The organism is Anaeromyxobacter oryzae, from assembly GCF_023169945.1.
GTDB lineage: Bacteria > Myxococcota > Myxococcia > Myxococcales > Anaeromyxobacteraceae > Anaeromyxobacter > Anaeromyxobacter oryzae.
Window position 1 is genome coordinate 2,021,593 of sequence record NZ_AP025591.1, and the last position, 13,256, is coordinate 2,034,848.

The following is a 13,256-nucleotide window of genomic DNA, read 5'->3' on the forward strand; positions in this document are numbered from 1 at the left end:
TCGCCGCTCACCGGAGGAAGACAGATGTTCGGCAAGAAGCAGGCCCTGCAGACCAACCTATCGTTCCGCTTTCTGCGCTGGATCATCCCGCTGCTCACGGTCTCGTTCGTGGCGTTCGGGGTGGCCGGATTCTTCGTGACCCGCGAGTCCCTCGTCTCCTTCTCGCAGCAGTCGTCCACGCTGCTGACGGACCAGACCCGGGTCGCGCTGATCAACTGGATCCACGACCAGATCTACCTCGCGCAGTCCATCGCCGCGAACCCGAAGGTCGTGAACGCGTGCCTCAACCCGACCGACGACAAGGCGCGCGCGGAGGCCCACGCCTACCTGCAGGAGATCCACGACCGGTACCAGTACTACGAGAACGTGCCGGTCGGGATCCGGCTCCCCTCCGACAAGCCCCTCACCATCGACTACGAGGGCCAGCAGAAGGTCGTCCGGAACGGGGGCTTCTTCCTCGACACGGTCCAGGGCCGCACGCTCGGGAAGGCGAGCCCCGAGCTGAACTACGTGAAGGCGATGTTCGACGGGGCTCCGTACTACGTCAGCCACGTCTACCCGAGCCTCCTCCGCGGAAACCCGCTCTTCGTCGTCGCCGCGCCGGTGAAGTCGCAGGGGCAGGTCATCGGCTACACGCTCGTCGCGCCGCGCATGGACTACTTCACCGATCTCTTCCTCGACAAGGTGAAGATCGGCGAGTCCGGCTACCTGATGATGTTCGACGAGCACGGGAAGGTGGTCGCCCATCCCGACAAGAAGCTCATCCTCAACGACAAGGAGAAGGAGAAGGTCGCGCCGCTGACCCGGCGCATCCTGGAGGGCAAGGACGAGTCCTTCTTCGAGAGCTACGAGGGCGTCGAGAAGCTCTACGTCGTCTCGCGGCTCACCAAGGACTCGTTCGACCTGCCGGGCGCCGCCGCGGGGTCGCCTCACCTGATGGCGAACGACTGGTACATCGTCTCCGGGCAGCCGAAGTCGGAGATCGTCAAGTCCTCCACCACGCAGGTCTATTCCTACCTCTTCTTCTCCGTCGTCCTCGCCGCCTTCGTGGCGATCCTGCTCTACCGGCACACCACCAGGACCATCACGCAGCCGCTCCTCAAGCTCACCCGCGCGGCCGCCGAGATCGTCCGCTCCGGCGACCTCACCCAGAAGATCGACGCGCACACGAACGACGAGATCGGGGAGCTGAGCCGCACCTTCAACCAGATGGTGGACAAGCTGCGGGAGATGGCCACCAGCCTGCGGCAGAGCCTCTCCTCGCTGGTCGAGGCGGTGACCAACCTCGAGGCGATCAACGCCGAGCAGCGCGAGACCATCACCCGCCAGGCGGCCGCGCTGCAGGAGACGCAGGTCACGGCCCAGGAGATCAAGCAGACCTCCAACATGGCCGCGCAGAAGGCCGAGGTCGTGCTCAAGGTCGCCTCCGAGGCGGACGACATCGGGCGCTCGGGCGAGACGTCCATCGAGCAGACGCTCAACTGGCTCACCGACATCCGCACCGAGGCGACGGAGATCTCCTCCAAGATCGGCGAGCTCGGCGCGCGGACCCGGCAGATCGGCCACATCACGCAGTCGGTGCGAGACCTGGCCGATCAGTCCAACATGCTGGCGCTCAACGCCGCCATCGAGGCGGTGCGGTCCGGCGAGCACGGCAAGGGCTTCGGCGTGGTCGCGCGCGAGATCCGCAACCTGGCGGATCAGTCGATCCAGGCCACCCACCGCGTGAGCGACGTGCTCGACGACACGTCCAACGCCATCACCACGGCCATCTCCATCTCGGAGAAGGGCGCCCAGAAGATCGACAGCGGGCTCACCCAGGTGAAGACCTCGGGCGAGACGCTCCGCCGGCTCTCCAACATCGTCCGGGAGAACTCCTCGGCGGTCCGGCAGATCGCCGCCGCCGTGAGCCAGCAGGACGCCGGCATCGCCCAGATCTTCGGCTCGGTGACCGAGCTGTCGAAGGCGGTGGACGACACCGTGAAGCGCGTCGAGACCACCGACCGCGCCACCGAGGCGGTGAAGGCGGTGACCGCCCAGGTCCAGGAGATCATCAAGGAGTACCGCGTCTGATCCGCCGCGCCCGCACGAGCGGGCGTGGTCGCCGGGGGGTCGAGAGGAGGACCGCGCCGGAGCAGTGGCGCGCGCCTCGGTGGAGGCGCGCGACGACGAGCGACGATCACCGGTGCATGGCGCACCGGCTCGCAGTGAACCCACGACGAGGGGATGCAACGTGGCCAACACCGATGAGAACGTGAAGCGGGGCGAGAGCGGCCGGGCGCCGCGGACCATGGATCGCAGGGGCTTCATCCGCGACGTCACCATGGGAGGTGCCGCCGTGCTGGCGGCCGGCGCGCTCGGCGCGCCGGGAGCGGCGCGGGCATGCCCGGGCGATGGTGGCGCGTACGACCAGGTGATCCCGGTGGGCGCGCCCGTCGCGATCGGGGAGCTGAAGAGCCTGAAGGTGACCTGCCTCAGCGAGGTCGGCTGGTGGTCCACGCCGCAGTTCCTCGCGGACATCGACGCCGCCGGCGGGATGAGCACGAACCAGTGGACGATCCCGTTCGACCCGAAGAACTCGGGCGGCTACTCGGCCCTCATCGAGGCGCAGGAGTGCGACGGGACCGTGCACACCGTGCTGCTCGACACGGGCTGGAACACCCAGTACATGAGCTGGGTCTTCCGGCGCGAAGGCGTGGCCGAGAAGCTCGAGAACGGCCTCATCGACCGGGCCATCCTCTCCCACGAGCACCTCGATCACTTCTGGGGGCTCCCCGCCCTCACCGCGCTCAACCGGAAGGTCCCGTTCTGGGTCCCGTCCACGCTCAGCGCGGAGGCGTGGAACTTCATCGATCGCAGCAAGCTGAAGGGCCCCATCACCCAGGTGACCCCCGGGACCGTGCACAAGCACTTCCCCGGCTTCGCCTCGGCGGTGCTGGACGTCCCGATCATCCTCGGGGTCCGCGGCGAGCAGATCCTGTACTTCAACGTGAAGGACAAGGGCATGGTCATCGTCACCGGCTGTGGCCACGTCGGGATCCAGAACGCCATCGCGTTCGCGCAGAACAACATCGTCACGAGCGCCGGGCGCTTCTATGGCCTGTTCGGCGGCCTGCACATCTCGGCGCTCGAGACGTGGAGCCCCGCGGCGGACCAGATGCTCGACGCGATGCAGGCCGCGCAGTTCAGCGTCGTCGCGAGCAACCACTGCACCGGCATCACCGCGGTCGAGAAGATGATCGAGCGCGGCTTCCCCATGGTGACCGGCAGCGCCAACTACGGCAGCAAGAGCAGCCACTACATCGGGAACGGCGACTCGATCGTCTTCTGACGTCGCCTGGAGGCCGCTCGCCCCGCGAGGGCGAGCCGCTCCACGGCGGGCCCGGCACCCGGATCATCGGGGCCGGGCCCGCGCCGCTCTTCGTCGGGCGAAGGCGGCGCATGTGCGTGGAGTGCGGCGGCGACACGCGCCGACATCACTGTCACGGGCCACTTGCCGGGCGCCCCCTTCCGCGTCGAGCTTGCATGGTACGCTCCCGCCGGCCCCGCACCGCCGGTGAGACCCTGCCGAATGGCCTCCATCCTCGAGAAGTACGAGCAGATCCTCGCCGCCGATCCCCGCTCGCGCATCTTCGTCGAGCTCGCGAAGGCGCTCCTCGAACGGGGGGAGCCCACCCGCGCCATCGACGTGTGCCGCCAGGGGCTCGAGCACCACCCGACCTCGATCCTGGGAAGGGTGATCTGGGGCCGCGCCCTCCTCGAGTCGGCCGATCCTGGCGGGGCAACGGCACAGTTCGACGCGGCGTTCGCCCTCGATCCCGGCAGCCCCTACGCCTACAACCTCGTCGCCGAGGCGCTCCTCGCGAAGGGCCTCCACCGCGAGGCGCTCCCCGTCCTGCGGAAGGCGGTCGCCCTGCAGCCCGCGGACGCGCGGGTGAAGGGCTGGCTCGAGGACGCCCGGAGGAAGCTCGGCGAGGTCGACCCCGCGGACGAGGACGAGCGGACCGAGACCACCCGGCGCATTCCGGCGAGCGGGGCGACGGCGCTCGCCTCCGCGGAGGCCGACGCGGAGCGGACGGCGGAGTTTCCGGTTCCGGTGCCGGGGGTCGCGGGGCGGAACGGGGCGAAGGGGAACGAGGTCGCCCGGGACGCGAGCGCGAACGGGGCCACGAAGACCAACGGGACTGCGGGGGCGAACGGGGCCGCGAAGGAGAACGGCGCTGCGAGCACGAACTGGACTGCGAGCGCGAGCGGGGCTGCGAACGGAGCTGCGAAAGCGAACGGGGCCGCCCACCCGAACGGAGCCGCCGGCGCGGAGTCGAAGGGCGACGCCGAGGCGTCACCCGCACCGCCGCGCCCTCCCCCGATCCGGGCCGACGCCGCGCCCCACCTGCCGCCGCGGGACGAGATCCCCCGCTCCCTCCTCTCGATGCTGCCCGGGACGAAGACCGCCATCCCCGCGCCGGGCGCGGGTAGCGGCGTCCTCGGCGCCGCGGAGCCCGACGCGGCCGAGGCGGAGCGGATCGCGGCGCAGTACGAGCTGGAGGTCCGCCAGCGGCTCGCCGCGGCGCCCGAGCCGCCCCCGCCGCCGCTCCGGCGCCACCGGAGGCTCGTGCTCGCCGTCGCGGCGGTGCTCGCGGTGGGCGGCGCCGCCGGCGTCTACCTCGCCATCGACGCTCGCCGCGCGGCGGACCTGGCCGCGAACGCGGCCGCGAAGGCGCGGGCCGGGATCGCGCGCGACACGCGCGGCTCGCTCTCCGAGGCGGTCGCGCTCCTCGCGGACGCGCGCCGGCGCGCCCCGCACGCCCCCGAGATCCTCTCGCTCTCCGCTCAGGCGAACGCGCTCTTCGCGGCCGACCACGGCGATGCGTCCGCCCGGGCGGTCGCGACCGAGCTCGCCGGCAGCGACGCCGCCGGAGACGGCGCGCTCGCCGCCCGGTGGCTCCTCGCCGAGACGGCCGAGACGCGCCGCGCGGCGGCCGCGGCGATCCTCGCCGCGCCCCCGTCCTCCGAGCCGCTCCTCCAGGCGCTCGCGGGCCGGATCCTGCTCGACCGCGGCGAGGCGGAGGCCGCCCGCGGCCGGCTCGGGATCGCCGCCCGCGCGAACGAGGCCGGCCCGCGCGACGCCGCCGCCTGGCCCCCGCTCCTCCGCGCCGTCGCGGACCTCGGGGACCTCGCGCTCGCCGCGGGCGACGCGGAGCAGGCGCTCGCGCTCCACGGCGCGGCCCTCCGGGTGCAGCCGACGCATCCGCGCGCGGTGGTGGGCGCGGCCGAGGCGCGGCTCGCCCTCGGGCGCGACCTCGCCGTCGCGCGGCGCGAGCTCGCCGCCGTCGACGCCGATCCGGCGAGCGCTCCGCCCCGGGACCTCCGCGCCCGCTACGAGATCGTCACCGCGCGCGTGCTCGCCGCGACCGGCGACGCCGCCAGGGCCGCCGAGCGGCTCTCCCGCGCTGCGCAGGCGCTCGGCGAGAGTGCCCCCGTCGCCACCGCCCTCGCCGAGCTGCACCTCGCGGCGCGGGCGTGGGATCGCGCGGAGGCGGCCGCCGCGCACGCGGTGGCGCTCGCCCCGAAGGACGTGGACGCGAAGGTGCTGCTCGCCCGCGCCCGCATCGGGCGTGGACGCTTCGTCGAGTCGCTCGCCGCGACCGACGGCGTCGACGGGCGCGCGGTCCGGATCCAGCGCGCGATCGCGCGGTACCGGCTCGGCCAGCTCGGTCTCGCCCGGGCGGAGCTGGAGCGGACGGCCCGGGACGGGCGGATGCCGGCGGAGGCCGCCGTCTGGTACGCCCTGACCGACCTCGGCCAGGGCCGCGCCGACCGCGCCCGGGGGCTCCTCGAGAAGCTGACCGCCACGCGGAACCCGCCCCCCGGCGCGCACGTGGCGCTCGGGCGGGTGCTCGAGGCGCAGGGCCGGCCCGCCGACGCGGAGCGCGCGTACCGCGCCGCCGTGGAGCGCGATCCCTCCTCGCCGGAGCCGAACGTCGCGCTCGGCGCGCTCCTGCTCGCGCGCGGCGACGTCCCCGCGGCGCTGTCGCCGCTCGAGAAGGCCGTCGCGGCGGATCCGGCCGACCTCGACGCCCGGCGCGCGCTCGGGGCGGCGCGGCTCGCGGCCGGCGCCCCTTCGGCCGCGCGCGCCGACCTCGACGCGGTACTGCTCGGGCGGCCGGCAGACCGCGACGCCCTGCGCCTCGTCTCGGCGGCGTGGCTCGCCGAGGGCCAGCCCGCCGAGGCCCGCCGCGCCGCGGAGCGCGGCCTCGCGGCGGCGCCGCGCGACCCGGCGCTCCTCGTGGCGGCCGCCCGCGCCGCCCTCGCCACGGACGACCGCGGCACGGCGAAGGCGCTCGCGGATCGCGCGCTCAAGGCGGGGGCCCACGGCCCCGACGCCGCCGACGCGCGGAGGATCGCCGCGGAGACCGGGAAGCGGAAGCGGTAGCGCGACCCGCCCCGCCCGGGCCCGTTCGCGGCCGCCTCGACCCGCTACCATCCGCCGATGCCCACGCCCCGAGTTCCGCTCCGCGCCGCGGTCTTCGATGCCTACGGCACGCTCTTCGACGTCACGAGCGCCGCCGCCGACGCGAAGGACGCGCTCGGCGCCCACTGGCAGCCGCTCGCCGACCTGTGGCGCACGAAGCAGCTCCAGTACAGCTGGCTCCGCGGCCTCGCCGGCCGGCACGCCGACTTCCGCCAGGTCACCGGCGACGCGCTCGACTTCGCGCTCGAGAGCCTCGGGGTCGGCGACGGCGCGCTGCGCGCGCGGCTGATGACGCTCTACGAGACGCTCGCTGCGTACCCGGACGCGCGGCCCGCGCTCGAGGCGCTGCGACGGAGCGGCCTCCCCTGCGCGATCCTCTCCAACGGCTCGCCGCCCATGCTCGCGGCGGCGACCCGGAGCGCCGGACTGACCGGGCTGCTCGACGCGATCCTGTCGGTCGAGGAGGTCGGGGTCTACAAGCCCCATCCGTCCGTCTACCGGCTCGCGGTGGACCGGCTCGGCCTCGCCCCCGAGGAGATCCTGTTCGTCTCCTCCAACGGCTGGGACGCCTGGGGCGCGAAGGCGTCCGGCCTCACCGTCGCGTGGTGCAACCGGAGCGGGCAGCCGCCGGAGCGGCTCCGGCCGGCGCCGGACTTCACCATCCGATCGCTCGCGGAGCTGCCGGCGATCGCGGGCGTGGGCGGCTGACGAGCCGCCGGGCGCCGCCGTCACCGCCGCCAGCAGTCCGCGTTCGCGCGCCCTGGCGAGTCCGCGCTCACTTTCCGAGAACCTGCTCGACGCTGGCGACGTGCAGCACGACGGCTGCCCGTGCCCACGGGAAGTGCAGAGTTCCAGGTGGGAACGCCGCACCACGCGCGCGTGCTAGCGAGGCGTATAGCTCTCTAGCCAAGCGCCATCCGCACGCATCGAGGGACTCGCATCGATTCGCGCAGAAATGATGCTACCCGCCCGAGGAATCGTAAGCTCCCTCAGGCAATAACGCCTGCTGCCGTCGTTCCGGAGCGAGACCTCCCATTTGTTCCAGACGCCGCATTTCCCATCGTCAAAGCACACCTGAGCGCGTGCCTCCACGGGGGTGCCGTCGGCGGCCATCACCGGCGGCTCATGCTTCGAGGCGTAGCCCACGGAGAACCCAGTCGGCAGGCCCAGGCACAACCGAGTCGACGCGCCGGTCATCTTGAACGGTGGAGCAACCTCTACAGACAACGGCCATGCCTCGACGGCACCGTGGATCTGGCGCTCATTTGGCCCGCACCCGCTCGCACTGAACGCGACCGCGGCCAGCAGAGCGAGGACCCCGCGACTAGCGGCCTGCGAGCCCGCTTCGTATGGACACGGTTCTCCGAGTCGCCAAGGCGTCACGTCGCGCTTTTCCATGCCTGCACCATGATCGAGGAGGTCGGGGTGTACAAGCCCCACCCGTCCGTCTACCAGCTCGCGGTGAACCGGCTCGGCGCCGCGACCGGGGAGAGCTACGGCGCCCATCGGTCTGGTGGCGCGAGCTCGAGGTCGAGCACTTCGACCCGAGCCTCGGGCCACAGCAGCCGCACAGTCGCAGCCGCGGCCGCGTTACCCGTCGTGATCAGTCGATCGCGACCCGGAGCCAAGGCGGGAGTGAGGAGGCCTGCCTCGGACAGCCGGCGCTCGACCTGCTGGGCCACAGCAGGTCCAGTGTCGACGATGGCCACGCCTGGACCAGCGGCAGCAGCGATGACGTCGCGCACGAACGGATAATGCGTGCAGCCGAGGACGATGGTATCGACGCCGCGGGTGAGGAGCGGCCTCACGAAGCGCGCCACCAGGGCCCGCGTGGCTGACCCGTCGAGCTCGCCGCGCTCGATCACTTCGACCAAGCCTGGGCAGGGCTGCGCGAGCACCTCGATCCCAGCTGTGAAGCGATCTAGCAGCGCCGCGAATCGAGCGCTCTCCAGCGTCCCTGACGTAGCAAGGACGCCCACGACGCCGCTGCGCGTGGCAGCTGCGGCCGGCTTCACTGCTGGCTCCATCGCGATCACCGGCAGCGTCAGGTGAGCCCGAAGCGCCGAAGCTGCAGCAGCCGTCGCGGTGTTGCAGGCCACCACGATGGCTTTCGCGCCGTGGCTCACGAGCCATTCACAGAGCTGGACAGACCGCGCACGAATCCAGGCAGGTGAGCGGTCGCCGTAGGGCGCGTGCGCCGAGTCGGCCAAGTAGAGGAGGTCCTCATGCGGCAGCCGGGCTCGAACGTGGCGCAGCACGGACAGGCCGCCCACCCCGGAGTCGAAGACGCCGATTGGGCCGTCAGGGTCCAGCGCAGGGGTCATCCAGCAAAAGACGCTACCACCGCCAAGCTCGCGGTATCCACGTTGAACCAGGTCGATTCCCGCCGGCGGGCCATCGTGTGACGGCTCAACGCCTCCACCTCCCCGCCTCGACGAAGCTGTAGTAGCCGCCGGTCGCGACGATCACGTGGTCGCGGGCGAGGACGCCCACGAGATCGGCGGCGGCGCGGAGCCGCTCGGTGAGATCGGCGTCGTCGGGGCTCGGGGAGGGATCGCCCGACGGGTGGTTGTGCACGAAGACGATGCCGTGCGCGCCCTCCCGGACGGCGGGGCGGAGCGCGTCGCGCGGCGAGACCGGGCACTGCGTGAGCGAGCCCTCCGCGACCTGGACCGCGCGGAGCAGCCGGCCGCGGACATCGAGCAGCACGACGTGGAACGCCTCCCGCTCCCCGTGCGCCGCGTGGCGCATCAGCTCGAAGACACGGCCCGGGTCGAGGCACCGCTCGCCGCGGCGCGGCGGGGCCCAGGCGCCGCGGCGGCCGAGCTCGAACGCGGCGGACACCGCCGCGGCGCGGGCGAGGCCGATCCCGGGGAACGCGGCGATCACGTCCGGCGGCGCCCAGGCCAGCTCGGCCACCGGAAGCGCCTCGAGGAGCCCGAGCGCGGTCGCGCGGGCGGAGAGCCGGCCCGCGCCGGCGCCGAGGACGAGCGCGATCAGCTCGGCATCGGAGAGGGCGCGGGGCCCGGCGGCGAGGAGCCGCTCGCGGGGAAGATCGACGGGGGCGGGCGAGGAGTCCGAAGCGAGGGCCATTCCGGCGGAGCGGAGCAACCGGCGTGCCCGGGGGACGCCGAGACCACACTCACGCGCCCGAGCGCGTTCGGGGTGAAGGGCGGACCTCCGGGCCGCGCCGCGGCCTCGCGCTCGGCGTGGACCCGATTGCCCTGGGTCGGGATCCAGGATCCAGGACGGGATCCAGGGATCGACAGATCGGATCAGTCCCGCCCGAACAGAGAGACCGCGATCGTCAGCGCGACGGCGGCGGAGAGCGCTACCAGGGCGAGCTCGAGCGGGACGGGCACGTTCCAGCCGAACCAGGTGACGCCGGGGGCCACGGCGCCGAGGCCGGCCCCGGTGTGCGCCAGCACCGCTCGCCTCAGCGGGTCGACTGCGTAGGTGAGCGGGTCGAGGCGGGTGAGGACCGCCAGCCAGGAGGGCAGGCCGGAGACCGGGAAGAGCGCGCCCGAGAGGAAGAACAGGGGCATGAGCAGCATCTGCACGAGCGCCATGAACGACTGGATGGCCCGGATACGCACGGCGACCAGCAGACCGAGGGCGGTCACCGCGAAGGCGACGACGAGGAGCTCGCCCACGAGCGTGAGCACGAGCGAGGGCGAGTACCGGATGCCGGCGAACCCGCCGACGGCGAGGACCACGAGCCCCTGGAACGTGCCGGCGGTCGCGCCCCCGAGGCACTTGCCGAGCAGGATGGCGCCGCGCCGGACCGGAGCGACGAGCATCTCGCGCATGAACCCGAACTCCCGGTCCCAGACGAGCGAGCCCGCGGAGAAGAAGCTCGTGAACAGCACCGCCATGGTCATGACACCGGGAAAGAGGAAGACCCTGAGATCGCCGCGGCCGCCCGCGATCATCGACGACATCCCGGTGCCGAAGACGAAGAGGTAGAGCATCGGCTGGAGCAGCGCGGTGACGATGCGCGGCTTGTCACGGAAGAACCGGATGAGCTCCCGCTGCCACACGATCTTCACCGCGCGCAGGTCGCTCCGGAAGCTCCGCTCCGGCACGCGCACCGGCACGGTGTCAGGGAGGTCCACGGGCATGGAGAGGTCCGTCATGGCTATCTCGCTCGCCCGAACGGCCCCACGCGGATCCGCTCCGGCCGCGACGCCTCCGCGTCGCGGATGGTGGTCCCGGTGTGGGCCATGAAGACGTCGTCGAGCGTCGGGCGCGTCACGCTCACCGACTGGATCGCGATGCCGAGCTCGCCGAAGAGCCGCGGGACGAACCGCTCCCCCTCGGGGACGGCGAACGTCACCGCGCCATCGCGCACCGCCGCCTCGAGCCCGAAGCGGGACCTCAGGGCGGCGATGGCTGCCGGGTCGTCCGCGGTCCGGATCTGCACGCGATCCCTGCCCACCTCGGCCTTGAGCGCCTCCGGGGAGCCGAGCGCCACGATCTGGCCCGCGTCCATGATGGCGATGCGGTCGCAGTACTCGGCCTCCTCCATGTAGTGGGTGGTCATGAAGATGGTGATCTCCTCGCGCCGCTTGAGCGCGTGCACGTAAGCCCAGATCGAGCTCCGCGTCTGTGGGTCCAGGCCGACCGTCGGCTCGTCGAGGAAGAGCACCCGTGGAGAGTGGAGGAGCCCGCGCGCGATCTCGAGCCGCCGCTTCATCCCGCCGGAGAAGGTGCTGACGAGGCTCTCGCGCCGCTCCCAGAGCCCCACCATCTCCATCACCTGGCGAAGGCGCGGGGCGGTCACCGCCCGCGGGATGCCATACAGCTCGGCGTGGAAGCGCAGGTTCTGCTCCGCCGACAGGTACCCATCGAGCGTGGGGTCCTGGAAGACGAGGCCGATGTGGCGGCGGACGTCGTCGCGCTCCTTCACGACGTCGAAGCCGGCGACCCGCGCCGTGCCGCCGCTCGGATCGGTGAGGGTGCAGAGGATGTTGATGGTCGTCGACTTTCCCGCGCCGTTCGGCCCGAGGAAGCCGAAGGTCTCGCCGGGCGCCACCGCGAGGTCGATGCCGCGCACCGCCTCGACGGCGCCGAAGCGCTTCGCGAGCCCCTTCGCCCAGACCGCCGGCTCGCGCCCCCCGGCGAGCGGAGCGACGGCCGCGCTCATTCCGCCTCCTCCGGCGCGTCCTCCGCGAGGAGCCGGTAGAGCGCGCGACGCGCCTCGGTGACCACCTTGCGCGCCTGGGCGATCTGGTCGGCGTTTCCGGCGCGCGCTACCTGCACCGCCGCGACCCCGAGCTGCCGGCACAGGCCGATCATGGCCACCACCTCGCCGCCGGCGGCGTCGCCCACGGCGTCCCAGGGTGCCTTCAGCTCGCTCGCGTGCTCCTTCACGTGGGCGCGGCCGCGCTCGGTGAGCTCGAAGACGCGGCCGCCGCCGCTCTCCGCAGCGCGCACGAGCCCCTCGTCCTCGAGCTGCTGGAGGGCCGGGTAGACCGAGCCCGGGCTCGGCCGCCAGAGGCCGCGGCTCCGCTGCTCGAGCTCCTGCATGACCTGGTATCCGTTGCGCGGCTGCTCGGCGAGCAGGGCCAGGATGCCGGCGCGGACGTCGCCCCGCCGCGCCCGCGGCCCGCGGTGGAAGAAGAACGAGAACGGGTTGCCGCCCCAGGGATTTCCGCCCCAGGGGTTCCCGCCTCCCGGTGGGTCGCCGGGAGGGCCGCCGAAGGGGCTCCCGGGCCCGCCGGGTCCGCGGGCGCCGTGTCCGCCTCGCCCTCGGTGGCGACCCCGCTCCGCGGCGAAGCACCTCGTCTCGTCGAAGAAGTGGTGAAAGTGCGGCCAGCGCTCCATGACGTGACCTCCTGCGTCGAGTGTCCCCGACAGCCAGCGTTGCGTCAGCGATATATCGGTATCTTCGATACCGGTCAAGACCACGCCACTCGTCACTCGGAGCCGTGCGGGAGTGCGGCAGGTCGCTCGCGCGACATGATCGGCGTTCACCACGCGGCGTCCCGCGTGTTCTGCGCGGCCACGGAGTCGCCGCTCCGCAGCGACGAGCCCGTGAGGTAGGCTCCCAGCACGACAAGGAGAGGGCATGGAGTTCGTGGAGCTCTTCGCCGGCGACCGAGCACGTCAGTTCGAGGCCACCATCCGAGCACGGATCCCGGGGTACGACGTCGTGCTCCAGACTGCGACGGCCCAGATCGCGTGCTCCCGCGGCGCCGGAGCGATCCTCTCCGTTGGCTGCGGTTCCGGCCAGGACGTCATCGAGCTCGCGCGGCGGCCCACGTACCAAGTGACCGCGATCGACCCCTCGCCGGACATGGTCGCCCTCGCTGCCGCGCGCTTCCGAGCCGAGGGGATCCTCGGCGTGGACCTTCGCTGCTGCACGGTCTCCGACCTTCCGGACGAGCCGCGGTATGACGCCGCGTTGCTCTGCTTCGTCCTGCACTTCATCCCGGACGACGGAAAGGAACGGTTGCTGGAGCAGATCGCCCGCCGTCTGCGTCCAGGCGGCGAGCTGGTGCTCATGGACTTGTGCCGGACCGAGACGCACGCAAGGGACATGGCGGCGCTCCGGCTCTACCTCGACTGGTTCTCGAAGATGAGCGCCGTCGAAGCCGATGCGTACGTGGCGCGCGTGCCCAACGAGCTACATCTCCTCGCTCCGGACGCGTATGCCGAACGGGCTCGGCGGGCTGGATTCTCGACCGCGCGCCCGTTCTACGCCAGCCTGCACGTCGGCGGCTGGATCCTCGAGAAGAGCCCGACGTGACCGACACACGGCATTTGACGCCGAGTGATCAGC

Annotated in this window: 10 protein-coding genes; 5 read left to right on the forward strand and 5 right to left on the reverse strand. The window is 72.5% G+C overall.

Features of this window, described 5'->3' with window-relative positions:
• Window positions 1–24 precede the first annotated feature (24 nt).
• The 4 genes from AMOR_RS08835 (at window position 25) to AMOR_RS08850 (ending at window position 7,180) form a co-directional block, all read left to right on the forward strand.
• Window positions 25–2,073, forward strand: coding sequence for a methyl-accepting chemotaxis protein (locus AMOR_RS08835; protein WP_248360446.1), 2,049 nt, complete (start codon window positions 25–27; stop codon window positions 2,071–2,073).
• Window positions 2,074–2,233: 160 nt separating this feature from the next.
• Window positions 2,234–3,331 (forward strand): MBL fold metallo-hydrolase, encoded by a 1,098-nt coding sequence (locus AMOR_RS08840; protein ID WP_248360447.1) that lies wholly within the window; start codon window positions 2,234–2,236, stop codon window positions 3,329–3,331.
• 240 nt (window positions 3,332–3,571) lie between these two features.
• Window positions 3,572–6,433 (forward strand): tetratricopeptide repeat protein, encoded by a 2,862-nt coding sequence (locus AMOR_RS08845; protein ID WP_248360448.1) that lies wholly within the window; start codon window positions 3,572–3,574, stop codon window positions 6,431–6,433.
• A gap of 57 nt (window positions 6,434–6,490) precedes the next feature.
• A complete protein-coding gene (locus AMOR_RS08850; RefSeq protein ID WP_248360449.1) occupies window positions 6,491–7,180 on the forward strand; it encodes a haloacid dehalogenase type II in 690 nt (229 codons plus the stop codon).
• Window positions 7,181–7,965: 785 nt separating this feature from the next.
• Here AMOR_RS08850 and murI read toward each other — a convergent pair.
• The 5 genes from murI to AMOR_RS08875 all read right to left on the reverse strand — a co-directional run bounded on the left by murI (window position 7,966) and on the right by AMOR_RS08875 (window position 12,298).
• A complete protein-coding gene (gene murI, locus AMOR_RS08855; protein ID WP_248360450.1) occupies window positions 7,966–8,796 on the reverse strand; it encodes a glutamate racemase in 831 nt (276 codons plus the stop codon).
• An 85-nt stretch (window positions 8,797–8,881) separates the two neighbouring features.
• A complete protein-coding gene (locus tag AMOR_RS08860) occupies window positions 8,882–9,565 on the reverse strand; it encodes a JAB domain-containing protein (protein WP_248360451.1) in 684 nt (227 codons plus the stop codon).
• Window positions 9,566–9,747: 182 nt separating this feature from the next.
• Window positions 9,748–10,608, reverse strand: a complete 861-nt coding sequence (locus AMOR_RS08865; protein WP_248360452.1) for an ABC transporter permease — start codon at window positions 10,606–10,608, stop codon at window positions 9,748–9,750.
• A gap of 2 nt (window positions 10,609–10,610) precedes the next feature.
• Window positions 10,611–11,618, reverse strand: a complete 1,008-nt coding sequence (locus AMOR_RS08870; protein ID WP_248360453.1) for an ATP-binding cassette domain-containing protein — start codon at window positions 11,616–11,618, stop codon at window positions 10,611–10,613.
• Window positions 11,615–12,298, reverse strand: a complete 684-nt coding sequence (locus AMOR_RS08875) for a PadR family transcriptional regulator (RefSeq protein ID WP_248360454.1) — start codon at window positions 12,296–12,298, stop codon at window positions 11,615–11,617. Before AMOR_RS08875 ends, AMOR_RS08870 begins: the two co-directional genes overlap by 4 nt.
• 244 nt (window positions 12,299–12,542) lie before the next feature.
• Here AMOR_RS08875 and AMOR_RS08880 point away from each other — a divergent pair, with 244 nt between their 5' ends.
• Entirely contained in the window at window positions 12,543–13,223 is a 681-nt protein-coding gene (locus tag AMOR_RS08880; RefSeq protein WP_248360455.1) for a class I SAM-dependent methyltransferase, read from the forward strand.
• Window positions 13,224–13,256 lie beyond the last annotated feature (33 nt).

Excerpts from the sequence above, each read along its gene's own strand:
- AMOR_RS08865 (WP_248360452.1), bottom strand. The coding sequence starts at position 10,608 with ATGACGGACCTCTCCATGCCCGTGGACCTCCCTGACACCGTGCCGGTG.
- AMOR_RS08870 (WP_248360453.1), bottom strand. The coding sequence starts at position 11,618 with ATGAGCGCGGCCGTCGCTCCGCTCGCCGGGGGGCGCGAGCCGGCGGTC.
- AMOR_RS08835 (WP_248360446.1), top strand. The coding sequence starts at position 25 with ATGTTCGGCAAGAAGCAGGCCCTGCAGACCAACCTATCGTTCCGCTTT.
- AMOR_RS08880 (WP_248360455.1), top strand. The coding sequence starts at position 12,543 with ATGGAGTTCGTGGAGCTCTTCGCCGGCGACCGAGCACGTCAGTTCGAG.
- AMOR_RS08860 (WP_248360451.1), bottom strand. The coding sequence starts at position 9,565 with ATGGCCCTCGCTTCGGACTCCTCGCCCGCCCCCGTCGATCTTCCCCGC.
- AMOR_RS08875 (WP_248360454.1), bottom strand. The coding sequence starts at position 12,298 with ATGGAGCGCTGGCCGCACTTTCACCACTTCTTCGACGAGACGAGGTGC.
- AMOR_RS08845 (WP_248360448.1), top strand. The coding sequence starts at position 3,572 with ATGGCCTCCATCCTCGAGAAGTACGAGCAGATCCTCGCCGCCGATCCC.
- murI (WP_248360450.1), bottom strand. The coding sequence starts at position 8,796 with ATGACCCCTGCGCTGGACCCTGACGGCCCAATCGGCGTCTTCGACTCC.
- AMOR_RS08850 (WP_248360449.1), top strand. The coding sequence starts at position 6,491 with ATGCCCACGCCCCGAGTTCCGCTCCGCGCCGCGGTCTTCGATGCCTAC.